The organism is Gloeocapsopsis crepidinum LEGE 06123 (assembly GCF_015207655.1).
Taxonomy (GTDB): Bacteria; Cyanobacteriota; Cyanobacteriia; order Cyanobacteriales; family Chroococcidiopsidaceae; genus Gloeocapsopsis; species Gloeocapsopsis crepidinum.
The window spans coordinates 1-26,055 of the sequence record NZ_JADEWN010000062.1 but is presented as its reverse complement, the minus strand read 5'-3'; the positions used below and the strand labels follow the sequence as shown (position 1 = coordinate 26,055).

23 protein-coding genes, 1 tRNA gene and 1 pseudogene are annotated in these 26,055 nt (G+C 40.4%); 17 read left to right on the top strand and 8 right to left on the bottom strand.

Annotated features, from left to right (window positions below; genetic code table 11):
- Positions 1-2: 2 nt before the first annotated feature.
- The 8 genes from IQ230_RS20500 (at position 3) to IQ230_RS20465 (ending at position 7,721) form a co-directional block, all read left to right on the top strand.
- Positions 3-731 carry a DevA family ABC transporter ATP-binding protein gene (locus tag IQ230_RS20500; protein WP_193934105.1) on the top strand — a complete coding sequence of 243 codons (729 nt, stop codon included), beginning with the start codon at positions 3-5 and terminating at the stop codon, positions 729-731.
- A 365-nt stretch (positions 732-1,096) separates the two neighbouring features.
- Complete coding sequence (locus IQ230_RS20495; RefSeq protein ID WP_193934104.1) at positions 1,097-1,618, top strand: type ISP restriction/modification enzyme; 522 nt, start codon at positions 1,097-1,099, stop codon at positions 1,616-1,618.
- Between the two features lie 14 nt (positions 1,619-1,632).
- Positions 1,633-2,706 carry a methyltransferase gene (locus tag IQ230_RS20490; RefSeq protein ID WP_193934103.1) on the top strand — a complete coding sequence of 358 codons (1,074 nt, stop codon included), beginning with the start codon at positions 1,633-1,635 and terminating at the stop codon, positions 2,704-2,706.
- A gap of 125 nt (positions 2,707-2,831) precedes the next feature.
- Positions 2,832-3,179 (top strand): antibiotic biosynthesis monooxygenase family protein, encoded by a 348-nt coding sequence (locus IQ230_RS20485; protein WP_193934102.1) that lies wholly within the window; start codon positions 2,832-2,834, stop codon positions 3,177-3,179.
- 179 nt (positions 3,180-3,358) lie between these two features.
- Positions 3,359-4,471, top strand: a complete 1,113-nt coding sequence (locus IQ230_RS20480; protein ID WP_193934101.1) for a methyltransferase — start codon at positions 3,359-3,361, stop codon at positions 4,469-4,471.
- Between the two features lie 83 nt (positions 4,472-4,554).
- Entirely contained in the window at positions 4,555-5,595 is a 1,041-nt protein-coding gene (locus tag IQ230_RS20475; protein ID WP_228055191.1) for an acetylserotonin O-methyltransferase, read from the top strand.
- A 17-nt stretch (positions 5,596-5,612) separates the two neighbouring features.
- Entirely contained in the window at positions 5,613-6,974 is a 1,362-nt protein-coding gene (locus IQ230_RS20470; RefSeq protein WP_193934100.1) for a cytochrome P450, read from the top strand.
- A gap of 96 nt (positions 6,975-7,070) precedes the next feature.
- Positions 7,071-7,721 (top strand): sugar transferase, encoded by a 651-nt coding sequence (locus tag IQ230_RS20465; protein ID WP_193934099.1) that lies wholly within the window; start codon positions 7,071-7,073, stop codon positions 7,719-7,721.
- A gap of 127 nt (positions 7,722-7,848) precedes the next feature.
- Here the strand turns inward: IQ230_RS20465 and gyrB are convergent, their stop codons facing one another.
- Positions 7,849-9,789, bottom strand: coding sequence for a DNA topoisomerase (ATP-hydrolyzing) subunit B (gene gyrB / locus IQ230_RS20460; RefSeq protein ID WP_193934098.1), 1,941 nt, complete (start codon positions 9,787-9,789; stop codon positions 7,849-7,851).
- Between the two features lie 132 nt (positions 9,790-9,921).
- Between gyrB and miaA the strand changes: the two genes are divergently transcribed.
- Complete coding sequence (gene miaA, locus IQ230_RS20455; protein WP_193934097.1) at positions 9,922-10,845, top strand: tRNA (adenosine(37)-N6)-dimethylallyltransferase MiaA; 924 nt, start codon at positions 9,922-9,924, stop codon at positions 10,843-10,845.
- Between the two features lie 55 nt (positions 10,846-10,900).
- On the opposite strand, the gene IQ230_RS20450 is transcribed toward miaA, so the two are convergent.
- The gene (locus tag IQ230_RS20450; RefSeq protein ID WP_193934096.1) at positions 10,901-11,605 is read right to left on the bottom strand and encodes a Uma2 family endonuclease; all 705 of its coding nucleotides are present in this window, start codon (positions 11,603-11,605) and stop codon (positions 10,901-10,903) included.
- A 179-nt stretch (positions 11,606-11,784) separates the two neighbouring features.
- Here IQ230_RS20450 and glcD point away from each other — a divergent pair, with 179 nt between their 5' ends.
- Positions 11,785-13,257, top strand: coding sequence for a glycolate oxidase subunit GlcD (glcD, locus tag IQ230_RS20445; protein WP_193934095.1), 1,473 nt, complete (start codon positions 11,785-11,787; stop codon positions 13,255-13,257).
- Positions 13,258-13,289: 32 nt separating this feature from the next.
- On the opposite strand, the gene IQ230_RS20440 is transcribed toward glcD, so the two are convergent.
- Positions 13,290-14,600, bottom strand: a complete 1,311-nt coding sequence (locus tag IQ230_RS20440; protein WP_228055190.1) for a PAS domain-containing sensor histidine kinase — start codon at positions 14,598-14,600, stop codon at positions 13,290-13,292.
- Between the two features lie 546 nt (positions 14,601-15,146).
- Here IQ230_RS20440 and IQ230_RS20435 point away from each other — a divergent pair.
- From IQ230_RS20435 to IQ230_RS20405, 7 genes and pseudogenes are all read left to right on the top strand, one after another.
- A complete protein-coding gene (locus IQ230_RS20435) occupies positions 15,147-16,433 on the top strand; it encodes an FAD-binding oxidoreductase (RefSeq protein ID WP_193934093.1) in 1,287 nt (428 codons plus the stop codon).
- Positions 16,434-16,521: 88 nt separating this feature from the next.
- Positions 16,522-17,066: pseudogene (locus IQ230_RS20430) on the top strand (Uma2 family endonuclease).
- A 56-nt stretch (positions 17,067-17,122) separates the two neighbouring features.
- Positions 17,123-18,493 carry a (Fe-S)-binding protein gene (locus tag IQ230_RS20425; protein WP_193934092.1) on the top strand — a complete coding sequence of 457 codons (1,371 nt, stop codon included), beginning with the start codon at positions 17,123-17,125 and terminating at the stop codon, positions 18,491-18,493.
- A 72-nt stretch (positions 18,494-18,565) separates the two neighbouring features.
- A complete protein-coding gene (locus tag IQ230_RS20420) occupies positions 18,566-19,501 on the top strand; it encodes a branched-chain amino acid ABC transporter permease (RefSeq protein ID WP_193934091.1) in 936 nt (311 codons plus the stop codon).
- The gene (locus IQ230_RS20415) at positions 19,486-20,277 is read left to right on the top strand and encodes an ABC transporter ATP-binding protein (protein ID WP_193934090.1); all 792 of its coding nucleotides are present in this window, start codon (positions 19,486-19,488) and stop codon (positions 20,275-20,277) included. Before IQ230_RS20420 ends, IQ230_RS20415 begins: the two co-directional genes overlap by 16 nt.
- Positions 20,277-21,026 carry an ABC transporter ATP-binding protein gene (locus IQ230_RS20410; RefSeq protein ID WP_193934089.1) on the top strand — a complete coding sequence of 250 codons (750 nt, stop codon included), beginning with the start codon at positions 20,277-20,279 and terminating at the stop codon, positions 21,024-21,026. Before IQ230_RS20415 ends, IQ230_RS20410 begins: the two co-directional genes overlap by 1 nt.
- Positions 21,027-21,163: 137 nt before the next feature.
- A complete protein-coding gene (locus IQ230_RS20405) occupies positions 21,164-21,616 on the top strand; it encodes a DUF4174 domain-containing protein (protein WP_193934088.1) in 453 nt (150 codons plus the stop codon).
- Between the two features lie 15 nt (positions 21,617-21,631).
- Here the strand turns inward: IQ230_RS20405 and IQ230_RS20400 are convergent, their stop codons facing one another.
- The 5 genes from IQ230_RS20400 to glyQ form a co-directional block, all read right to left on the bottom strand.
- Positions 21,632-22,069 (bottom strand): secondary thiamine-phosphate synthase enzyme YjbQ, encoded by a 438-nt coding sequence (locus tag IQ230_RS20400; protein ID WP_193934087.1) that lies wholly within the window; start codon positions 22,067-22,069, stop codon positions 21,632-21,634.
- 61 nt (positions 22,070-22,130) lie between these two features.
- Positions 22,131-22,217: transfer RNA gene (locus tag IQ230_RS20395), tRNA-Ser, on the bottom strand.
- Between the two features lie 52 nt (positions 22,218-22,269).
- Positions 22,270-24,456, bottom strand: coding sequence for a ComEC/Rec2 family competence protein (locus IQ230_RS20390; RefSeq protein WP_193934086.1), 2,187 nt, complete (start codon positions 24,454-24,456; stop codon positions 22,270-22,272).
- Between the two features lie 8 nt (positions 24,457-24,464).
- Positions 24,465-24,944, bottom strand: a complete 480-nt coding sequence (locus IQ230_RS20385) for a DUF4079 domain-containing protein (protein ID WP_193934085.1) — start codon at positions 24,942-24,944, stop codon at positions 24,465-24,467.
- A complete protein-coding gene (gene glyQ, locus IQ230_RS20380; RefSeq protein WP_193934084.1) occupies positions 24,937-25,830 on the bottom strand; it encodes a glycine--tRNA ligase subunit alpha in 894 nt (297 codons plus the stop codon). The genes IQ230_RS20385 and glyQ overlap by 8 nt, the downstream gene beginning before the upstream one ends.
- Between the last annotated feature and the right edge of the window lie 225 nt (positions 25,831-26,055).

Below are 26,055 nucleotides of genomic sequence, written 5' to 3'. Positions count from 1 at the left end.
CTATGCAACAACCAGCACTAAAAATTCAATCTCTTAACCACTACTATGGTAAAGGCGTTTTGCAAAAGCAAACTTTACTCGATATTAATTTAGAAATTGGTGCGGGAGAGTTTGTGATTATTACAGGACAATCAGGATCGGGAAAAACAACATTACTCAGTTTGATTGGTGGTTTGCGTTCTGTACAATCAGGAAGTATTCAGTTTCTCGGTCAAGAATTATCCGGCGCAAGTCAGCAAAAGCTAACAAAACTGCGACGCCAAATCGGTTATATTTTTCAATCACACAACTTACTAGGATTTCTCACAGCACAGCAAAATGTGCAAATGGCAGCGCAAGTCAACAATAACATTTCGATGCAAGCTGCGCGATCGCGATCGCAAACAATTCTTCAAGCAGTCGGGTTAGGCGATCGCCTAAATTACTATCCGGAAAACCTCTCAGGCGGGCAAAAACAACGCATTGCAATTGCTAGGGCTTTAGTAAATCAACCCAAACTTGTATTAGCTGACGAACCTACAGCATCATTAGATAGCACATCTGGTCGTGCTGTCGTTGAGTTAATGCAGCATCTTGCTCAAGAACAGATGTGTACGATTGTGATGGTGACACACGATAATCGTATCTTAGACGTTGCAGATCGCATCATTCACATGGAAGATGGTCGCTTAAGCTACAATAATAGCCTCACACCAGCGCGTCTATCGAGGCAATTTGAGAGTAACACCTAACAAACAAAAAGTTACACATAAGTTGTACAGGATCTACTCTTTTCTAAATCTTGCTTATCGCATTTATGTGAGAAACTATTTACTAAATTACTAAAAGTAAGTATTTTCTAAAGTTTTTATCTCTCTAAACTGCTATCTTGAAAAACTAAATAACGTAATAAATCTATTTTTTTGTAGTTTTAATTCCTTTAAAAAGTCTGTATTTTCAGCCAAAGCTTCAAATTCTCCTAAAAAATAGCTTCACAAAGAATTAGATTGCTCTGCTTAATACCAATTTGTCAAGTTTAGACAAAGAATCTACTCTCCAGAAAATATATTCTGTCCTACCTAACTACAAGCTGCATAAATAATGTACGGCAAAAAATATGAACACAGTAGTGGAACAACACGTTAGAAATCGGCAATTATCTAACAAACAAGACAATAAACTTTATCCTGCATTGCGCAAAGCAGCTTGGCATGAAGTTCATTCTCAACGGCAAGGAAGATTGATAGCAGATGTTCGTATTCGCGGAATTATGCGTATATATTCACAAAAGCGTAATGACGAACAGCCTATGTCGATACTCGCTGACTACCCTGTTATAGGTAATAACATTGTCGAGGCAGTGCGTTACGCAGAACCAAAGCAGAGTGACGAAAACGGACTAATTTGGATCAATAAAAAGCAGTACTTTAAGAACATACCATCACAAGTTTGGAACTATCAAATTTGTCAAAAATGGATCAAAGAGCGTGAAGGTTCTTATCTCAGTAATAAAGATATTCGACAATATCAACGGATAGTAACCGCATTGAATGAAATGATTGAGCTAATGGCAGGAATTGAGGCAGTATTTCAGCTTGGCTCAAATAAAGAACAATTATTTATCGCCGCTCATCAGTAAGGCAAGGCTAAAGCATGGTTTCATCGCAACACAAACCCTCAGACGCTACAGCACCTCGTCCACCAGTTGCTCAAGGCGTGCCACCGCAAGTAAAAATTCTTCAGATGATGAATGCTTATCGACTTGCACAGTCGATTTCTGTGGTGGCAAAGCTTGGTATTGCAGACTTGTTAACACAACCACAAAGTATTACAGAGTTAGCACAAACAACAGCAACTCACGAACAGTCACTTTATCGATTGTTGAGAGTACTTGCTAGTTTTGATATCTTCACTGAAGACGAGAGCGGTTTATTTCACTTGACCCCTAGAGGTGCGCTACTGCAGAGTAACGTTTCCAATTCGCTACGAGATTATGCGATCGTTGTTGGTGAAATGTGGCACTGGCGGATGTGGGGAGGAATTCTTCACAGTCTTAAAACAGGTGAACCTGCCTTTGACCATCTTTTTGGAATGGAGTTTGAAGAATACTATCAGCAAAATCCTGAAGTTGCCAAAAATTTTGATGGAGCAATGGTCAGTGCTTTAGCAATGACTGACGTGGCAATTTTAGCTAACTATGACTTTGCCTCGTTTGAGTGTATCGTTGATATTGGAACAGGAGGTCAAGGAGATGGCAAACTTATTGCTTCCATATTAAAGAACAACTCATTGCAACGTGGAGTTTACTTCGACAGTCCAACTCGAATCGAACAGGTAAAACGGCTTGTTGAAGTAACAGGGTTGAGCGATCGCTGCGAAGTTGTTACAGGTGATGTTTTTGCATCTTTTCCCCCTGGTGGCAATGTTTACATTGTTAAAAATTTAATTCACGATTATGATGACGATCGCGCGATCGCTATTTTAAAAAACTGCCGTCAGGCGATCGCAGAACATGGCAAACTGTTACTCATTGAGATGGTTATTCCTCCAGGTAATGAACCATCTTTAGGCAAAATTTTAGATGTAGAAGCACTGCTAATGAGTACAGGTGCAATCGAACGCACCGAAGAACAATATCGAGAAGTCCTCAGCGCATCTGGTTTCCAACTTACAAACATTATCTCCTCAAAGTCTCCAATGAGCATTATCGAATCTGTACCAGCTTGATTAAATAATTCATAATTTGTAATTATTTGTTCTTTGCAAAGTAACTTTCTCGAAAATGAATCATGAATTTTTTAGGAGTATTCATTCTCTAAAGTAACTACTTAGGAATTACTCAAGGAGTCAACATGACTACAATCATCAACAACGAAGAACTCACCACAATATCTAAAGATACTGATTGCATCACTTTAATTAACGTATTTATTGTTGAGCCAGAAAACCAGCAATTACTCGTTGATTTATTAGTAAAAGCGACTGAAGAAGTCATGTGTAAGCTTCCTGGTTTTATTGCGGCAAATATCCACAAAAGTTTAGACGGTAAAAGAGTAACAAACTACGCACAATGGCAGAGTATTGAGGACTTTCGCGGTATTTTTAATAATCCTGAAGCTGTGTCACATATGCCTGCAATTGGTAAAATTGCACAATCCGATCCGACACTTTACGAAGTTTGCTACACCAAACATTCTTAGCATTTTTCAAAATAATCAAGATACCAAAGAGTGAGTGAGAGTAAACAACTACACCTGTAAAGAGTTAATGGTCAACGGAAAATCAACAATTAATTATTAACTGACATAAAAAGTGTGATGCATAACTATGCTCACTTACCTTAAGATTTTCTGGTTGCCAAATAAGTAAAGAGGGATGTATGTCTCAAGCCAATCTTCAAACAAAACCTAAAAAGCCTCCTATGGCGCTGATTCAAGCAATGATGAATGTTACCAATTCATTGCAGAAATTTAGAGCCAAAATGATGCCACCCCAAGTGGCAATGGTGGAGATGATTAATGCTTACCAGGTTTCGCAGGCAATATATGTTGCAGCACAATTAGGAATTGCTGACTTGCTTAAAGATGGCGCCAAAAGTAGTGAGGAACTAGCACACCTGACTGGAGTGGATGAACAGTCACTTTATCGATTATTGCGATCGCTTGCGAGTTTTGGAATATTTGCCGAAGACGAGGAAAAACGCTTTGACTTAACACCTTTAGCTGTGACGTTACAAATAGATTCTCCTGAATCAGTACGTGCTTGGGCAATTATGTCAGGTGAAAAGTGGCACTGGAACTTGTGGGGTAACTTGATTGAAAGTGTCAAAACAGGTAAAACCGCTGTTGAGTATACCTTTAGTAAGCCAAATATTTTTGAGTACTTTGTCCAAGATTCTCAAGCTGGCAATCATTTTGATGAAGCGATGACTAATTTAGCTTCGTTAAATAATAGCGCGATTGCCACTGGCTATGATTTTTCAGGAATCTCTAAATTAGTTGATATTGGTGGTGGTTATGGCAGTCATCTGACAACAATTCTTAAAACATATCCATCAATCAAAGGTGTTCTATTCGATCAGCCATCTGTAATTGCCGGTGCTAAAGAGTTTATTACAGAAAATGGACTAGCGGAGCGTTGTGAGTTAGTTGCTGGCGACTTTTTCCAGTCTGTACCGCCTGGCGGTGATATTTACCTTCTTAAAACCGTTATTCATGACTGGGATGAACCCAACGCAGTTAAGATTCTCAAAAACTGTCGTCGCGCCATGACAGAACACAGCAAGCTATTGCTTGTTGAGGCAGTAATTCCTCCTGGAAATACACCTTATTTCGGTAAACTTCTGGATTTAGAAATGTTAACAACTTCTGGTGGACGCGAACGTACAGAAGCAGAATATCGCGCACTTTTTGATGCCGCAGGTTTCAAGCTGACAAAAGTCTTTGCCACAGCATCTCCTTGGAAAATCATTGAAGCTGTTGGTGTTAGTTGATCGGGGAAAACAATAGCAAGTTACATAGAAGAATCGTTCATTACAAATTAGTCTGCCCCCTTACTATCTAACTATCTAGAGAAATGATTACTACTAAACCAAATCCCAATATGCCACCAGACTTACCTCCACAAGTGGCAATGATGCAAATGTTAGGGGGTTTACGAGTAGCACGATTAATCTATGCTGCTGCTGAATTGGGCATTGCTGACTTGTTAGCAGATGGTTCTCAAACTGTTGAGGAGTTGGCACAAGCAACCGGAACTCATGCACCATCACTTTATCGGTTGATGCGATCGCTTGCAAGTGTTGGTATTTTTGCCGAGTATGAATGTCACTTTAGCTTAACGCCCCTTGCTGAGTTCCTTCAAAGTGACTCTCCTGATTCAGTCCGCGCTGCTGTTAAATTTTTTGGTCAAGATTGGCACTGGAATGTTTGGGAAAATCTGCATTACAGTGTCAAAACAGGAGAACCTGCGTTTGAATACCTCTACAAACAAGGATTATTTGAATTTTATCAAGATCCCGAAGTTGCGCGAGTTTCTAGCGAGTCCAAGGCGAGTATTTCGCAACGTGCAGCGCAATCGCTACTTGCAAATTATGACTTTTCATTGATTAATAAAGTTGTTGATATTGGTATTTTTGCCAGTGGCAGCACAGTTATTTCACTTTTACAAGCAAACCCCACAATGCAAGGGGTACTTTTTGATTATCCTTCGGCGATCGCTGCGGCAACTTCAGTAATTGAATCAGCCAAAGTTGCAGATCGCTGTGAACTGATTGCAGGTAATTGTTTAGATTCAGTACCCAGTGGCGGCGATGCATACATTCTCATGTTTGTCGTTCACAATTGGGATGACAATCGCGCAGTGCAACTTCTGAAAAACTGTCGTGAGGTGATGTCAGCAGATGGCAGACTTTTAATCGTAGAAATGATTATGCCTCTTGGTAATCAGCCTTTTGTCGGAAAGTTAATTGATTTAGAATCGTTACTCACAACTCCTGGTGGCTATGAACGTACTGAAGCACAATACCGATCGCTCTTAGCATCTGCTGGTTTTCAGGTAACAAGAATTATCCCTACACAAACTGCTAATAGCATCATTGAAGCTGTACGCGCTTGAGCAAAGGAACTATTTTAATGGTTGTCCAAACAAAACCAACGTCACAATTTAAACCAGCAGAGGAAATGCCTGGTAGTTTTGGTAAGCTATTTGGAGGTGAGACAAAAGAGCTATTTAGAGACGAAGAACTTTTTTACTGGGATCACTTTCAGCGTTATGGTTCAGTTTTTAAATCACGGATTTTTGGTAAAAATTTCGCTTTTTTAATTGGTCCTGATGCTAACCGCTTAGTTCTAGCAGAAAAAGCAGATCATCTTTCTGCACGACTAGGTTGGATTTTTTTAGAACCTATTTTTGGTAAAGGGTTGCTTTTACAAGATGGTGCAGAACATCAAGCAACACGCCGCTTAATGTATCCAGCAATGCACGGGCGATCGCTTAATAATTACTTTGACACGATTCAAGAAATTGTCGATAAGTTTTTTGAAGATTGGCAAGAAGGTAGTACAATTTCCCTAATTGAAGAATTTACCAATCTCTCAACAACAATTGCAATTCGTCTTATCTTAGGCACTGAAACCGATAGCGAATTCGCAGAAGCAACACAGTATTTTTTGGGAATGCTTGTGGGACGACGGGCAAAGTTAAAACTGGATATTCCCCAAACATTGTATGGGCGATCGCAGCAAGCACGGCGAAATTTACAAGCTTTTTTACGGCGTAAAATTGCTCAACGCAGACAACAGGGATTACTACAAGAGTCACGCGACTTTCTTGGATTGTTACTCGCATCTGTTGATGAAAATGGTAACTCTTTGAGTGAATCGGATATTATTGACCAATTGCTGATGGTCCTATTTGCAGGACATGAAAATCCAGCAGTGCTACTTTCGTGGTTGATGTTTGAGTTAGTCGCGCATCCTGAGTGGTACGATCGCCTACGTACTGAATACGCCCAAGTCGTGGGTCATGAACCACTTAACTTATCTCATCTTAAACAACTTCCTCAAATGGGCTACGCCCTCAAAGAGGTAGAACGTCTGTATCCTCCTGTACAAAATATGTCGCGTGGGGTTGTTAAAGATATTTATTACGCAGGCTACTGCATTCCCGCTGGCTGGCACGTCGATATTTCTCCACTGCTAACGCATCGTTTACCTGAAATCTATACTGATCCCGATCGCTTTGATCCCGATCGTTTTGCCCCACCTCGCGAAGAAGATAAAAAGCACTCCTTTGCATTAGTAGGCTTTGGTAGTGGTCCGCACAGTTGCTTGGGCTGGCAATTTGCCCAGATGGAAATGAAGATTATCCTCTCAAAGTTGTTGCGTTACGACTGGAGTGTGACTCCTGAACCAAGTGCAATCGTGCCAGTGCGTCAGCCTTCCAAGTATCAAGATAGTCTCCAAGCACAAGTTAAGAAAGTTTTGAATCCATGAGTTTTGAGTTGTTAATAAATATTTTTCTAGTCACCAATTACCAACCTTTCCTTTTGGCTATCAGTGTCAACTAGACTGTTAAGGGTTTACTGTACCATGCAACTTAGTTTTGTCAGTCACCCACGATATACGTTGCAACTTGTTAGTAAGCGAATTATTGACATTTTGGGCGCTGGTGTAGGAATACTTCTGCTGAGTCCTTTGATGCTTGCGATCGCACTTGTGATTTCTCTAGACTCAAAAGGATCAATTTTCTTTCGGCAAGAACGTTTGGGGCGCGGTGGAAAACCTTTCTTGATCTGGAAATTTCGCACTATGATAGTGAATGCTGAGCAACTTTTGCAAGAGCTAGAGCATTTAAACGAATCAGACGGTGGAGTACTCTTTAAAATGAAAGAAGATCCTCGTGTCACCCGCGTTGGTAAATTCTTGCGACGGACTAGTTTAGATGAGTTGCCACAACTATTTAACGTTGTTCAAGGTCATATGAGCTTAGTAGGTCCGCGTCCTCTGCAATTACGCGATTGTACTCTAGCCGTCAAAAACCATCGCAATACTTTTATAAAACGTTTAGAACTAATGCCTGGGGTCACTGGTTTGTGGCAGATTAGTGGACGTAGTGAGGTGAGCTTTGACTATATGCTGCAGCTAGATATGATTTATCGCGATCGCTGGTCTTTATGGTTCGATCTATATATTATCTGGCAAACCGTTGTGGTTGTGATTACAGGTAAAGGTGCTTATTAAATCTTTTGTCACACAATTAAACTACTCTAAGTTTATGTAGTTACGTAAGAAAACCAAGGAATCAACAAAAAAGGAGAAAGCCTTGGGACTTTTCTCCTCCTGTATAAAATACTACTTATTTAGCAGCTTAGATATCAAGTTCAGCAAGATTTAGGCGAGAACCGTAAGTTTCAATAAACTCACGACGTGGGGCGACGCGATCGCCCATCAAAATCGTGAAGATGCGATCAGCTTCGGCAGCGTCTTCAATCTCGACTCGTTTCATCGTGCGCGTTTCAGGGTTCATTGTTGTTGCCCATAGTTGCTCAGGCATCATTTCACCCAACCCTTTAAAGCGTTGGATTGTATAGTTAGCATTGTCAGGGAACTCGTGCCGAATCAAGTTTTGCAGTTCGCGTTCGCTATAGCAGTAGTAGTGATTGCGTCCGCGTTCTACTTTATATAGTGGGGGACAAGCAATGTAAATATAACCTTGATCGATCAGTTCGCGCTGATAGCGATAGAAGAAAGTTAATAAGAGTGTTCTGATGTGCGCTCCGTCAACATCAGCATCAGTCATAATGACAATGTGGTGATAACGCAATTGCGAAGCATCAAATTCTTCACCCTTAACACCTAATCCTAATGCAGTAATTAAGGCTTGGATTTCGGTGTTCTTGTAGATTTTGGCGTCGTCTGTTTTCTCAATATTAAGAATCTTACCACGCAATGGCAGAATTGCTTGAAAGCGGCGATCGCGTCCTTGCTTTGCACTTCCGCCTGCACTATCCCCTTCCACGATGAAGATTTCTGACTCGCTAGCATCTCTAGAACTACAATCTGCTAATTTACCAGGTAAGGGAGACGATTCTAGTACTGATTTACGCCGGACTAATTCTCGCGCATGACGTGCAGCTTCTGCAGCTTTAAAAGCTTGAATTGCTTTATCTAGAACCGAATCAGCAACATTAGGATGAAAATCGAGGTACTCAGTAAGAACTTCACCAACAAGCGAGTCAACAATTCCGCGAACTTCGGTGTTACCCAGCTTTGTTTTCGTTTGTCCCTCAAATTCGGGGTCGGGAACTTTGACAGAGATAACTCCTGTTAATCCTTCGCGGACGTGTTCGCCACTAAGATTAGGTTCATTGTCCTTGATTTTGTTACGCTTACGAGCGATCGCATTGAGTGTACGTGTCAGGACAGCTTTTAATCCTTCTAAATGCGTTCCACCATCAACAGTACGAATATTGTTAGCAAAGCCTAATATGTTATCAGTGTATGCGTCAACAGACCATTGCAAGGCAACTTCAACTTGGACGTTGTTGCGTTCTCCCTGCACAAAGATAATTTCTTCGTGTAAAGGCTGCTTATCGCGGTTCATGTACGCGATATACTCTTTAATTCCACCTTTGTACTCATATGTCTCGACTTTCGGTTCGCTGCTTTTCAATAGTTCTAAGCGGCGATCGCTAAAAGTAATCTTGACACCAGCATTAAGGTACGCAAGTTCGCGCAAACGACCAGCTAAAGTAATATAATCAAATTCGGTTCCTGTTGTGAAAATCGTTGCATCTGGTTTAAAAGTGACAGATGTTCCTGTTCTACCTTCATTGGAAGGTTTAACTTGTAACTCAGTAACAGGTACACCACGCTCAAAACGTTGAACGTGAACGTGCTTGTCACGCCATACAGTAACTTCAATCAACTCAGATAAAGCATTGACAACGGAAATTCCAACTCCGTGCAATCCTCCAGAAACTTTGTAACCACCTCCACCGAATTTCCCTCCGGCGTGCAATACTGTCATTACTGTTTCTAATGCTGATTTGCCAGTTTGGGGGTGCGTATCTGTGGGAATGCCTCGACCATCATCTGTTACTGTAACTGAACCATCTGCATTTAAATCCACCTCCACATGAGTGCAGTGTCCCGCTAAAGCTTCATCGATCGAATTGTCTACAACCTCGTAAACTAGATGATGGAGTCCTCGCGGACCAGTGGAGCCAATGTACATACCCGGTCTTTTGCGCACCGGTTCCAGACCTTCCAGAACTTGAATCTGATCGGCGCTGTAACTGCTAGTCATGCAAGGTATTCTCCACGAAATTTAAAGTTTGAGCAGCTATCTGACTCAAAAAATAGAAAAACACTCATAAATTGTAGCATAAAAGCCTTGAAGACGGCTGTAGAGGTATTTTAGAGGAAATTTTTCAGGGGGATGTACCCAAGTAATTTTTATCGATCTTGTTTAATCACAATTTGTGGTGCGACAGCAACAGGTAAATCACAACTTGCGATCGCACTCGCAACGAAACTCGGCTTTGCTGTGATTCTCAGTGCAGATTCGCGCCAAGTATACCGCGAGTTTAATATTGGCACAGCCAAGCCATCAATTGCTGAACAAAATTTAGTACCGCACTATTTAATTGATATCTGTACACCTACCGAAACACTCACGGTTGCAGATTACCAAACCCAAGCACAAGCTTTAATTAGTCAGTTTCAGCAGCAAGAGAAAATACCGCTGCTAGTGGGCGGAACTGGGTTGTATATTCGTGCAGTAGTGCAAGGATTGAAAATTCCTCGCGTCGCACCAAATAGCAATTTGCGATCGCAGCTAGAATCCCTCGGTCAAACGCAACTTTATAGGATTTTGCAGCAGGTTGATTCGGTTGCTGCTCAAAAAATTCACCCCAATGATTTAGTCAGAACACTGCGGGCACTAGAAGTATTTTACGTGACAGGACATCCAATTTCGCAACAGCAAGGAGAGAACCCGCCGAATTATCCAATTTTACAGATCGGTTTAGATTGTAGTATTGATTTACGCGATCGCATTTTTCAACGCACCGAACAAATGATTGCAGACGGCTTAGTAGCTGAAGTGGAATATCTTTATCATAAATACGGTGCTGATCTACCACTATTAAATACACTGGGATATCACGAGATCAAGCAGTTTCTTATTGGTGAAATAACCCTCGATGAAGCGAAAGAATTAATAGTTTTACACACACGGCAATTTGCTAAGCGACAGCGTACCTGGTTTCGCGCTTATCCTCAGATTGAGTGGTTTAATGCTGATGCGCCTGATTTATTTGACCAAGTTTACCAAAGAGTTCAAGAGTTTTTAAATAATTAACATTCAATGACAAGTCAGGAGTGAGGTAGTTAAGAAGATTCTTTTAACTCAAAATTCATAAAGTATCAGGATCGATTCCTATACTTCGCAGTTGTTCAGCAAGGAGTTGAGCACGTTGTTCGGCTTGTGAAGCGCGTTGTTCGGCTTGTGAAGCGCGTTCATCTCCAGTAAGCAAAATATTTCCATCTTGGTAGCACCAGCGTAACCATGTATCTTGCCTGCCTTCAAATTCTCCTTGCCATATTGTCACACCTAGTCCGACTTGTTCGAGCCAAGTTTCACTAATTTCCGAATATCGCATTCCTCTGAGTTCATACACCCGTAGCACTTGTCCAAATTGCCCAGTAGGATCGTACACAATATAGTAGCTGACGCGCATATGCTCGTAGATTCTTAGTTTCTTGCCCAGTTCATCCCCTTCTTTGTTAGAAACAATCTCAATCGCAACTTCTGGTGGTTTTCCAAAACGCCACACCATATAACAACGATTTTGCTTTTCCCACCAATTTTGTGGAACTTGCACGTCAAAACTGAGAAACACATCGGGTACAATCGCGGGTTGCAAATCGGTGTAGTAAACGCCAACGTTTGCTTCAGCTAAGAAAATTCGTGTTTGTAATGAACTGTAAAGGGAACTAACAAGCAGGCGTTGCTGTTTAGCAGAGGCGAAATTATCCACAGGTGTATCGTCTTCAGTAATTAGCTGATTAGCATCTGGTACGTAGTAGTCATCGTCACAGATGAAAGTTTGCTCAACCATGATTACCACTTGAGAAACGCTATTTCTAGATTAGTTGATAGATACGATCTCAGTGATATATGTCAGCTTCTTAAGCTTCTCGTATAAGGGATACAGGGAAGAATAAATCATGACAAATGACGAATTATCGCAAATCTTGTCAGAATATTATTTAAGCCCTTCATTTAACACAAGCCACTATGCTTCTTAGAAATCAGCAGCACAGCAAATGGAAACCACTTATTAAGCAATTTGAGGCTGTTCTTGGCAAAAATGGCGTAGTGCAGCGCAAGGAAGAATTAATTACCTATGAGTGTGATGGTTTAACTAGTTATCGTCAACGCCCTGCGGTAGTTGTCTTACCGCGCACAACTGAACAAGTCGCAGAGATAGTGAAAATATGCGATCGCAATTCAATCCCTTTCATCGCACGTGGTTCTGGTACTGGTTTATCTGGTGGTGCGCTACCAATTGAAGATTGTGTTTTGATTGTAACTGCCATGATGCGGCAAATTCTCAAGGTAGACTTGGAAAATCAGCAAGTTATTGTCCAACCTGGAGTCATCAATAATTGGGTAACGCAAACTGTTAGCGGTGCTGGATTCTATTATGCTCCCGATCCTTCTAGTCAAATTATCTGCTCAATTGGTGGTAATGTTGCAGAAAATTCGGGTGGCGTCCACTGTCTCAAATATGGCGTAACGACAAATCATGTTTTAGGATTAAAGCTTGTACTTCCTGATGGCACAATTACCGAAGTGGGCGGACAAGTTCCAGAAATGCCTGGATATGATCTTACAGGAGTGTTTGTTGGTTCAGAAGGAACACTAGGTATTGCCACAGAAATTACACTAAAGATTCTCAAAACAGCTGAATCAATTTGCGTTCTCTTAGCAGATTTTACCAGCGTAGAAGCCGCAGGTGCTGCTGTGTCTGATATTATCAGTGCTGGAATCATTCCTGCTGGGATGGAAATGATGGATAATCTCAGTATTAATGCAGTGGAAGATGTTGTTGCAACAGGCTGTTATCCTAGAGACGCGCAAGCAATTCTATTAGTCGAAATCGATGGCTTAGCTGTAGAAGTGGCTACAAATAAACAACGAATTGCTGATATTTGTAAACAGAATGGCGCACGAAACATTACTACAGCAAATGATCCAGAAACACGCTTGAAGCTATGGAAAGGACGTAAAGCAGCTTTTGCCGCTGCAGGACATCTTAGCCCCGATTATTATGTCCAAGATGGAGTTATTCCCCGTACACAATTGCCGTTTGTTTTGCAAGAAATTGAGAACTTAAGTAAACAATACGGTTATCGAATTGCTAATGTATTCCATGCAGGTGATGGTAATCTTCATCCTTTAATTTTATACAATAACTCCATTCCTGGTGCATTAGAACAAGTGGAAGAATTAGGTGGAGAAATTCTCAAGCTTTGTGTTAAAGTCGGTGGAAGTATTTCAGGTGAACATGGAATTGGTGCTGATAAGCGATGCTATATGCCAGATATGTTTACCCAAACCGATCTAGAAACCATGCAATATATTCGTCAAGCATTTAATCCGAAAGGACTGGCAAATCCTGGAAAAATATTTCCGACACCTCGTACGTGTGGAGAAGCTGCAAGGGCTGAATTAGCAAATAAATTTGATTCAGTAGAGCGATTTTAAGTGTAAATAAAACCAAAAATAAATAATACACTTTAGCATTGTTCAGGTATTGTGACAGTGACTGTAGTACCAACTCCAACTTGACTCTCTACTACAATATTTCCATTGTGTAAATCCACGCACTGTTTTACTATGGACATACCTAAACCTGTTCCAGGAATTGTACTAGTGTTGCTACCACGATAAAAAGAGTCAAATAAATATTTTTGGTCTTTTTCTGGAATACCAATTCCTTGGTCTTGAATTCTGAAAGTAATCTCTTGTGATTTGTATGCTAATTCAAAGTTAATATTTCCACCCTGAGGCGAATACTTAATAGCATTAGATAATAAGTTTATGAGAATATGCCTCAATAGTTTTGCATCTAGGTAAACACGAGTAACTGAACTTGTACAGTTGAATTTAATTGCATGCAAATTAGTAGTACTACTAATTTGCATATGTTCTACTATTTCACCACAAAATTGTATTAAATCTAAATAAGCTGGAGCAAATTGTAACTTTTCCGCTTCAAGTTTACCAACTATTAAAATATCATCTAACAACTGTGTCATGTGATTACCTGCAGTTTGAATACGTTCGAGATAAAGTTGTTTCTTTTCTTCTGATATTTGGTTACTGAACTTTTCAAGTAATTTAGCTGCCATAAGAATAACTGCAAGTGGTGTACGGAACTCATGCGATGCTGTCGTGATAAAACGCGATTTAAGTTCAACTAATTCTCGTTCTTTTGCCAAAGCGTAGTGAATTTCGACTTCAGCTTGCTTGCGCTCAGTTATATCCCGAAATATACCTCTAGTTGAAACTGGTTTACCTTGAACAAATTTACAATTAATGCTTCCAGAAAGTATAACTTTCCTACCACTTTTTGAAATAAACGCAGCTTCAACTTCATTACAAACCCCACTAACCATTATTTTTTTAAAAATTTCCATACAATGGTCTAAGCAATCAGGATGAATAACTTCAAATATAGAAAGAGTTTCTATCTCCGTATCACTGTACTCTAGAGTGGCTTTCCAAGCTTGATTTACACAAATAAATTTGCCTTCTGGTGTAACGCATTGAATTAAATCATTCGCATTTTCAAATAGATCGCGGTATCTTTCTTCGCTCTCGCGTAGAGCTATTTCTATCTGCTGTTGTTCAACAATTTTATCTGCTAGTTGTTGATTAACTTGTTGTAACTGTAGAGTTTGTTTTTGAAACTTTTGCTCTAAAGTTTGATTGATTTGTTGATTTCTATTTGACTGTTTATTGCAAGCGATCGCATTTTGTTTATGATTTAATAATGACTTGATCTTAATAATTATCTTTTTCCACATAGTGATAGCTTTTATCAATTTTCGTAATAACTTAATGAAGTTGTTATGCAAAAAAATAGACAATAAAAGAATATTGCTATCAAACGTCTTAAGATAGGATTATTAATAACAGGTAATTGAAACTCTTGTATATAGATAAACAAAGGCATAAATTTAATATTTTACCAAAAAATATTATAGTTTATTTCTATTTTTTGCTTTTTAAACGAAATATGATAATTATTTTCTTTTTGTATTATTGTAACTTTTAATTCATTATTAACTGCGTATTTTAACGATTTTTCTAAAAGAGCAAGTTAAATATAATACAAATATTATTTAAAAGTAATCGTACGATCGCGGAAAATTTATTTCATAAAAAGTTTACTAATATATACTGTGCGCCTAAAAACTTTTTGACTATAGCAAAAGCAATTAAATTAAAAAAAGTAAAACTGGCACAAGTATCTTAATAGTTTAAGAATTATATGTAAAGTATTAAGTTAAATCTAAATAGTGAGGCTTAAGTAAACACAATCTAAGTAAAATCTACTTTGACAACGTTAATGTAATCACCTAAGTAGTATGAATGCGATCGCCCAAAAACTAGAAACCATTGTTGGTAGTTCTGGAGTTGTAGCATGGGATGATATTGAAGCTAAGCATCGCGAACGGATACAACAGGCGATCGCAATAGAAAATTATCCTTGTCTTACTTATCCCCAAACTCAAGCAGAACTTGCAGATGTTGTCACCTGTGCTTACAAAAATCAATGGAAAATTTTACCTTGTGGAAGCATGACCAAACTTGATTGGGGTGGATTAGCACAAGGCGTACAAATTGTTATTAGTACCGAACGCATTCATCAATTAATTGAACATGCCGTTGGCGATTTAACCGTAACAGCAGAAGCTGGAATTCTCTTTGCAGACTTACAAACAACTTTAGCAACTGCGGGGCAGTTTCTCGCACTCGACCCCACTAGACCAGAATCAGCGACCTTAGGAGGAATTGTCGCCACCGCTGATACTAGTTCGTTACGTCAACGTTACGGAGGAGTACGCGATCAACTTCTGGGAATTAGTTTTGTCCGTGCAGATGGCAAAATTGCTAAAGCCGGAGGAAGAGTCGTTAAAAATGTTGCTGGTTACGACTTGATGAAGTTGTTTACTGGGTCGTATGGTACTTTAGGGATAATTACTGCTGTGACATTCCGCGTTTATCCCATTCCAGAAGCTTCTAGTACAGTAGTGTTGACTGGAAATTCAGATGCGATCGCCCAAGCAGTCACAAGTTTACGCGCCTCAGCTTTAACTCCAGTTGCATCTGATCTCCTCTCAAAGCAACTAGTCACAAATTTAGATATTGGTCAAGGTTTAGGGTTGGTTGTTCGATTTCAAAGCCTTGCTGCAAGTGTTCAACAACAAGCTACATCACTTTTAGAATTAGGGCAACAGTTAAATCTACAGGGCTTAATTTACGTAGATGATGAGACTGAGTTATGGCAAGCATTACAACAACAAATGCGATCGCCTACCAAACCTACTGAAATTACTTGCAAAATAGGGGTATTGCCTACAAATGCTGTTGCAACGCTGACGCAATTCAATTCGCACATGGGTTTAATTCACACTAGTAGTGGTTTAGGTTTATTGCGTTTTGATGCTGATGTGGATAAGCAAAGTATTCTACAAATGCGAGATTTTTGTCACTCTCAAGGAGGTTTTCTCACAGTTTTATCAGCCCCAAAAGCATTCAAAGAAACAACCGATGTTTGGGGATATCAAGGTAATGCTTTATCGATGATGCAGCGGATGAAACAACAGTTTGATCCAAATAATCTTTTGAGTCCATTTCGTTTTGTTGGATGACTTTAATTTTGATGAGGTAAACACAGAAACCTTAAATTATTGACAACTGAATAGATTTACTCTTCTCTTGCCACCGTGTTTTGTTAAAATGAGTGTCATTATCTTAGATTCAAAACCTTGTGTCTATCTAACCGACGATCAATATTATGAATTATGTCGAAAAAATCCTGAGTTAAAATTAGAAAGAGTTCGATCAAGTCAACTGATGATTATGCCATCTACAAGGGGAGAATCAGGAAGAAAAAATGCAGATATTATTAGTCAATTAGTCGTTTGTAACAAAAAGAAAAAACTAGGATTTACCCTTGATTATTCAACTGAATTTAAGTTACCATTAGGCGGCGATCGCTCTCCTGATGATACATGGATTGAGTTAGAACGCTGGCGATCGCTTAGTAATGAAGCAAAGAAAAATTTTCTCCCCTTTGCCCAGATGTTATTCTTGAGCTAAGATCAGAATCAGATAGCCTCAAAGAATTACGCACTAAAATGCAAAAATACCTTGAAAACGGTATGAATCTAGGCTGGTTAATTGATCCGCAAAATCAACAAGTAGAAATATATCAACAAAATCAGGAAATAGAAATTATAAAGTCTCCTCAAACACTTTTAGGCGAAAAAATATTACCATAATTTATTTTAGATTTTATAGAAATTTGGAATTAATTTTTGAGGGAATAAAGAATACAATGCAAACTTCAGAAAACTCTTCAAAAGATGCAATACCTGCTAATTTGAGTCACTTGAGTGGCTTTGATAAGCAACATCCACCTGATTCAAAGTTAATCGACACTTGCGTTCATTGTGGATTTTGTCTTTCAACATGTCCGAGTTATCGCGTAATTGGCAAAGAAATGGATTCTCCCCGCGGACGCATTTATCTTATGGATGCTGTGAACGAAGGAGAAATCCCGCTTAGCAAAGCGACAGTACAGCATTTTGACTCGTGTTTAGGATGTCTAGCGTGCGTTACAACGTGTCCTTCCGGCGTACAATACGACAAATTAATTTCTGCAACACGTCCCCAAGTCGAACGTAACTATCCGCGTAATTTGGGCGATCGCTTGTATCGTCAACTCATTTTTTCCTTATTTCCCTATCCTAATCGCCTGCGATTTTTACTCGCACCTCTACTGCTATATCAAAAGTCAGGTGTGCAAAAGCTTGTCCGTTCGACAAAGTTACTTCAACGCTTTTCTCCTCGCCTCGCCGCGATGGAATCAATCTTACCGCAAATTACGCTGAATTCTTTTCAAGACAAACTACCAACAATTATTCCTGCCCAAGGTGAGAAACGCTATCGCGTAGGTATGATTTTAGGTTGCGTACAGCGACTCTTTTTCTCACCAATCAACGAAGCTACTGTAAGAGTTTTAACAGCAAATGGCTGCGAAGTTGTTATTCCCAAAACACAGGGCTGTTGCGCAGCATTACCGCATCATCAAGGACAAGAAGAACAAGCTAAAGCTTTAGCACGTCAGATGATTGATAGCTTTGCAGATACTGGCGTAGATGCTGTTATTATCAATGCAGCTGGTTGCGGTCATACATTAAAAGAATACGGGCATTTACTGCAAGACGATCCAGAATACTGCGATAAAGCTAAAGACTTTGCTGCCAACGTTAAAGATGCACAAGAATTTCTTGCTAGCGTTGGTTTAACCGCCAAACTTTCACCTCTAACAGAAAAACCTCTAACCTTAGTTTATCAGGATGCTTGTCATTTATTACATGGACAAAAAATTAGTATCCAACCCCGCCAATTACTCCGACAAATTCCTGGAGTACAACTAAGAGAACCCCTTGATGCAGCCTTATGCTGTGGAAGTGCAGGTGTTTACAATATGCTACAACCTGAAGTTGCGGATGAGTTAGGCAAGCAGAAAGTACAAAATCTCTTGAATACAGGTGCAGAATTAGTTGCGTCTGCCAATCCTGGTTGTACTTTGCAGATTACCAAACATATGCAGCAGCAAAGTAGCAAGATTACTGTGATGCATCCGATGGAGTTACTAGATTACTCAATTCGCGCAATTCAGCTAGATGTCCAGTGCAAATAACTTTAAGAGTAGCGTAGCTGGATCAGTTTTTATGGGAGAATACCTCTTCATATAACAACTGCATGACGACTCATGGTTGGCTTTTTTGATACCTATGGGTTTTTAATTGTCTCAATGGTTATTGGGGCAATGCTAGGACTATCATTATACTTACCTCTCATGGCTGGACAACTGTCTTTAGCAAGTCCTGGCTTTTATGCTTTGGGAGGCTATATTGCTGCAATTCTGTCAACGCAAGTCTTTTCTGCTACGCAAGAGTTATTTCCGGTTCCATTTTTACTGTTAGAAATGCTAGTTGCTGGTGTCGTATGTGGGATACTAGGTGTCATTGTTGGAATTCCTGCATTACGGTTACGCGGAATTTATTTGGCGATCGCAACTATTGCATTCGTCGAAATATTACGTGTTGTTTCTTTAAATCTTGAAATTACTGGCGGTGCGGTAGGTATTTTTGGTATTCCTCAACCGTTTCAAACAGCAATCGAGTATTTATGGATTGCAATTCCTTTACTTTTAGTGAGTATGTTCTTTCTATACCGTCTAGAAAAAATTCGCGTAGGGAGGGCTTTTGCTGCAATTCGCGAAGACGAACTCGCCGCTGATGCAATGGCGATTAATCCAACTTACTACAAGGTTCTAGCATTTACCCTAGGTGCAATTTTAGCAGGAATGGTGGGTGCAATCAGTGCACACTTCCTCAACACCTGGAATGCACGTCAAGGAACGTTTGATGCAAGTATCATTTATCTAACTTTTGTTTTGATTGGTGGTTCGAGAAGCTTTATAGGACCTGTGTTAGGCGGTATGATATTTACAGCATTACCCGAAGTCTTAAGAGCAATCGCCGATACAGCAGGATTACCCACCGTACTAGCACAATTTTTCCGTGATGGTCGTTTAATCATATTTGGACTACTTATTGTAATTGGTACAATATTTTTCCCTCAAGGTTTGGTCACGCCAGAATTATTGAAGGAGCGAGGGATAAGATCGTGGATGAAGAGGTAGACTTAAAGAACAACGATCCTATTTTGGAAGCACAGCAGCTAACGCGGCGTTTTGGTGGATTAGTTGCAGTAAATAATGTTTCGTTTACTGTTAATAAAAATGAGATTTTCGGTTTAATTGGTCCTAACGGTGCTGGTAAAACAACCCTATTTAATTTAATTACAGGTTTAGTCCAGCCTTCAGGTGGAAAACTTCTATATTGTAGTAAAGAAATTATTAAACTTCGCCCACATCAAATTGCTTCTCAGGGAATTGCTAGAACATTTCAAAATATTCGCTTATTTGGCGAACTCACTGCAATAGAAAATATTATTGTTGCCAGACATATTCATATTAATAGTAATGTATTCACCGGAGTTTTGGGTTTACCACCTGCACCAAAAGAAGAGCAAAACAACAAACAAAAAGCATTAGAATTACTTAACTTAGTAGGTTTAAGCAATCGCGCTACCGAAAAAGCCCATAATTTACCTTATGGAGATCAACGCAGATTGGAAATTGCTCGTGCATTAGCTTTGGAACCACAACTTCTACTTCTCGATGAACCTGCAGCAGGGATGAACCCCAATGAAAAACAGAACTTAAGTAAGTTTATTCGACAAATTACCACAGATTTTGATTTAACTACTATTTTAATTGAGCATCACGTACCACTCGTTATGGGATTATGCGATCGCATTGCAGTTTTAGATTTTGGTCAGTTAATTGCACTAGGACAACCAGAAAAAGTAAGAAGTGATCCAGCGGTCATAGCAGCTTACCTAGGAGTAGGATAATGAGCTTAGGTAATCATAAGGAAATAATTTATCAGAATAATTCTGAGCTATTAAATATCAAAAACTTATCAGTAAATTATGGCGGCATTCAAGCATTAAAAAGTATTGATATCATTATTCATCCAGGTGAAGTAGTTACTTTAATTGGTGCAAATGGTGCAGGGAAAACCACTACATTACGCGCAATCTCCCGACTTGTAAATTGTCGCAGTGGACAAATCTATTACGAAGGACATAATATTACTCGTTATCCTACCTACAAGGTTGTCCAAAGTGGTATCGCGCATTGTCCTGAAGGAAGACGAGTACTAGCCCGACAAACCGTTCTCGACAACCTAAAACTCGGCGCATACATCCGCCCTAACTCAGCAACCGTTAAAGCCGATATCAACCATCAATTCAAAATTTTCCCGCGTCTATTTGAACGCCGCAATCAACTTGCAGCAACCCTCAGTGGTGGCGAACAGCAAATGTTAGCGATCGCCCGTGCTTTAATGAGTAAACCCAAACTACTACTCTTAGACGAACCCAGTCTTGGACTTGCCCCTGCGATCGTCCGCGAAATCTTCTCTATTATCCAAAATCTCCGCACTACTGGCGTCACTATCCTCCTAGTCGAACAAAACGCCAATCTCGCCCTTCAAATTGCCGATCGCGGTTACGTTCTAGAAGCAGGCTGCATCACCCTCACAGACAAAGCCGCTAACCTACTCAATAACGAACAAGTCAAAAAAGCTTACTTAGGTTAAAATCACAACGATCAAAACACTTCTTCCCTTCGTGTCCTAGCCTTTGGCAACTCCTGCGGGGAAGGTGTCTACCCTGCGAAAAGGATACGTCCATGTAGTTCGTTACCTCAAATTCATGCTTACCCAACTAATCTCTCTTGCACTTAACCTTTCTCACAGTTTCTCCCAATTCACCTATCACCTCTGCACCAAACCAAACCCTTCAACAAACACCGATCGTGCTTAACCTTCAATCCTACCAATGGCAAAACCGCCTGCTATTAGTATCTGCCCCATCGGAAAATACCCTAGAATACCAACAGCAGATGCAACTATTCTCGGATCAAGCCGCAGAATTTGCAGATCGAGACTTACTCTTAATCGAACTCTTCACTAACGGTAGAAGCCGCATTAATGGTAAGAATATTGATTCAGAAGACGTTTATCAGATCAAACAACAATTCAATATAGGTGATAAATTTAGCGTGATTCTCGTTGGCAAAGACGGTACAGCTAAACGCCGCGAAACGACTCCCGTAGAACCCACAGCCATCTTTCAGCAGATCGATGCTATGCCGATGCGACAGCAAGAAATGCGCTCAAAAAACTAAAGTCAGGAGATGCGATTATTCACCGCTAATTTGCACAAGTACACTTCTTGTACGCGAACCATCCAAATCAAAAAACAACACCGATTGCCACGTCCCCAACGCTAACTTTCCATCTACCACTGGAATGACTTCGCTACTACTGAGCATCATTGCCATCAAATGCGAGTGTGCGTTCATCGGTTCATCTGGGGGCACAACCCTTAAATGCAAGTCGTTGTGTAAGTACTTCCCAGAAGAAGGCGCTAACTTCTCTAAATGGGCCTTGACATCGTCCAGCAACCTCTCCTCGTCTTCATTAATTGCTAAAGCTGTAGTCGTGTGTCGTGAAAAAACCAAAACTTGACCATTTTGAATCGCGGTAGCAGTCAGGATCTTCTCAATCCGGAGCGTAATATTGTGAATGCTAATTCCTTCCGATGTTTTAATTTCAATTAGCTCATTTTTAATCAGCATGACTCTATGCCAGCACTTATTGTGGTGCCACAAGTAATCTCATATTTGGTAACTACTCAAACGGAGAGGGTGGGATTTGAACCCACGATGACGTTGCCGCCATAACGCATTTCGAGTGCGTCGCATTCAACCACTCTGCCACCTCTCCAAGTAGGCACACTTTCCTACTGTAAATAACAATATCACGAACTAGGATCTTTTTACAGCCACGCAGCACTATTTTCTGCTTCATCCACTGTTGCTTCAAACTTTTCCTTGGGTGTCCATTGAATCGCTCCATCCCTTCCTGTCCACAAAAGCTGAATTTTGTTTCGGTCTAGTAACGATAGGACGTCAGCACTTAGATCGGTAGTAGAAGCGATCGCCACTTCTGGTTTCACTGCTGCTAAGATTTCTTCTGCTAAAGTCTCTCCAGACCACCACAACACTTGCGCATCAGGTAATTTCTTTACAGAAACTAGTTGCTTTTGCTCATCAGATCCAACATTAGTGAGTAACAACCACGTTTGCTCTTTTATTTGCAATTGCAATCCGTCATCATTAATCTGTATCTTTGTATCACCAGCAATTAATGTTCGTTCAGAACGCCAAACATTTGCTAATGCAGGTGTTCTTTCAGTTGAACTGGTCGAAGTATAAAAATTCTTGACTGGTAAACGCCTATTAATCTCTTCCCAACTACGATGACTTGTCTCACTATCGGTAGCGATCGCCCACTCAATCTGATTTATACCCTGCTGTTGCAAAAATGGTAACACAGTAAACCTTACTGTATTCAGGTCGCCACTATTCACGAGTACAACCTTACCTTGGTCTTGTATCACTAACACTGGTTCAGAGGCAGTTGCTAACACTGTTGCCCGAAATACGGTAGCTTGGCTGTGCCATATCGGAACTAAAATGATACCCATTGCTATGACACCAACTAACCACGAACGCTTTTGCCACCAAAGTTGTAACCAAGCTAAGATGATTAATCCATAGACCATCAGTAACTGTAAAACAGAAATTCTACCTACAGCAATTGAGTTTCCTGGTAACTGCGCAAAAAATCCTATCAATCCAATTAAAAAATGAGTTGGGTAATACAACAGCCAAGCTAAAGCACTTCCTGCAAAAGGGTAAACGATGGATGCGATCGCGCTTACAATGCCACCGATACTAATTACCGATATCAACGGCGTACTTAAAACATTAACTACCAAGCTATAAAGTGGAACAATACCAAATACTTGAAGTTGTAACGGTAAAGTCCACAAAGTTGCTGCTAGCGGAACTGCAATCAAAGTTGCGATCGCCACTGGTAGCCAATCCAAACGTTTGATTAACGGCGGTACAGTAACTAATAATCCTAAAGTAGCCAAAAAGCTCAGTTGAAATCCTAAATCCCAAATCCATAGCGGATTGAATAGCAATAATAACGTTGCAGCAAATAATAGTGAACCCAAGGGTTTAACTTTACGCTTTGTTCCAATTGCAACAAGTACCGCAAACCCCATTACAACAGCACGTAACACTGAGGGCTGCATGCCAGTTAATCCTAGAAAGAGTAATAATGCACCTCCTGTAAAACTCACTTGCAGTACCAGCGAAAACTGCCGTAACAATGCCAGCATCACCCCTAGAATTAATGAAGTTTGAAATCCTGATGCCGCTAAAGCATGGGCTAACCCAACTTGTACAAATAAGTCACGGATATCGTAAGGTAGATCGACCGCTTTTCCACCAATTACCATTGAACTCACAAGCGATCCTTCTGGGCTACCTAGCCACCGTACTTGCGATCGCACAATTTTTTGGCGAATCTTCCACCAACCCCATTTAGAAGATTTTTGTCCTTCTGTAATTTCAACTCGTCGCCCACTCAAACCTGCAAACGTACTTTCTCTTGCTAGATATGCCCGAAAATCAAAGCCTCCTGGATTTGTTGCTATTGAAGGTTGATATAAGACACCAGTAACTGCAATTCTTTGTCCAGGATATAACCCTGTTGCTTGGAGTAAAGGTACAGTAACGTATACTTTTCCTGTGACTTTACTTCCCTCTAACCAACTTGTCAATAACCAAAATTGTCCTCGTTGACTCCGAGTTAAGCGCGGCGTACTTGTAATTTTTCCCTGAACAGTAACAACTTGCTGTTGGTTTTCAATTAACCGACTAATATCATTCGTTGCTGGTTGCGGTATCCGCATTTGAAAGTACAAACTTGCTAACAAGCCAATGATTCCAGCGATTAACCAAACTTGTGGTTTAGGACTACCCCGCCAAACGCGTTTAACGAAAACAGACGCAACTATCCCGATAGATAATACTGCATATCCTCCCCACACAAAAGCTGTAGATAACAAACCTGCAATAAAAGCTAAACATAGAATAGCTGCGTTCATCTGCGTTGTTAAATCGCCAAACCTAATTTCAACCCGAATACAGCATGAAGAACCATCAAACCGAGGGCAGTACTTCCTAAATAGGCGTGAATCGTGCGTAATGTACCTTGATCGCGTCCAAAACCAAATAATGCGATCGCCGCATTTACTAGTAGCAGCACTAACAAACTCGAACCTGTCCAAAAATGCGGGCTTTCCATAATTGGCTGACGTTGCATTACCAAAGACAACACACCACCTGTATAACCAAGCGCCATGAATAGAAACATCCACGGTGCTAATGTTCGATGATCTGCCAAACTCTTACTGGTGATAGCTTTATCTGTCGCAACTCGTCCCCGCCATCCAGCAAATCCCACAAAGCTACCCATCGCAAATATGACAATTGCCATCATTGCTGGGTGTCCCCAGCGCACAATCGATTCTGGTATTCCTAAACTACGAAACCAAAGCGCGATCGCTTCTAACACTTCAGTTAAGTTAAACATTTGCCTCAACGCCTCCCTTGACATTTAATAGCGGGAAACCGAGGGTTTCTCTTTGCTGTACATAAAGCTGAGCGATTTTCCTGGCTAAGCTACGAATTCTAGCAATATATCGAGTGCGTTCCGTGACAGCGATCACTCCTCGCGCATCTAACAAGTTAAATGTATGCGAGCACTTCAAAACATAATCTAAAGTTGGTAAAACCAATCCTCTATCTGCTAGTTGCTGTGCTTCTTGTTCGTATAGATTAAACAAGGTAAATAACAACTCTGGGTTTGATGCTTCAAAGTTATAAGTACACTGTTCTATTTCTCCTTGCAGGTGGACATCGCCATAAGCAATGTTGTCTGTCCACTGAATCTTTGTAATCGCCTCAACCTCTTGAAGATACATTGCTAACCTCTCCAGTCCATAGGTAATTTCAATTGAAACTGGACGACAATCAATCCCCCCACACTGTTGGAAGTAAGTAAATTGCGTAATCTCCATTCCGTCGAGCCAAACTTCCCAACCAGTGCCCCAAGCGCCAACCGTCGCATCTTCCCAGTTATCCTCCACAAACCGGACGTCATGATCTTCCGGACGAATCTCCAAAGCCCTTAACGAGTCAAGATAAATTTCTTGAATGTTATCTGGTGACGGCTTAATTAAAACTTGGTACTGATAGTAGTACTGAAAGCGATTAGGATTTTCTCCATAGCGCCCATCAGTAGGGCGACGACACGGTTCTACATACGCAACTGCCCAAGGTTCTGGACCTAAAGCCCTGAGGAATGTATGGGGATTTTTCGTTCCTGCACCCTTTTCAATGTCATAAGGCTGGGCGATTAAGCAACCGAGATCGCCCCAAAACTGATGCAATACCGCAATAACTGACTGAAAATTCACCCTATTTCAAACCTTTTTTCGTAACTCCTTCTCAAAGTTTGCCTTATTGTTGCCTTCAAATGCCTTCTGTTACTGTATTTTCAGCAATTTCGAAAAACTTTCTCTCAAAAAGCTTGACAATTTCAATTGAGGTTAGATATATTAGTAAAGCGCCAGAAGGAAAGGCAAGCGCAAAGCGCCTCCGGAAGGGCAACTGAACCAAGAAAAGAATAATAGTTTGAAAGC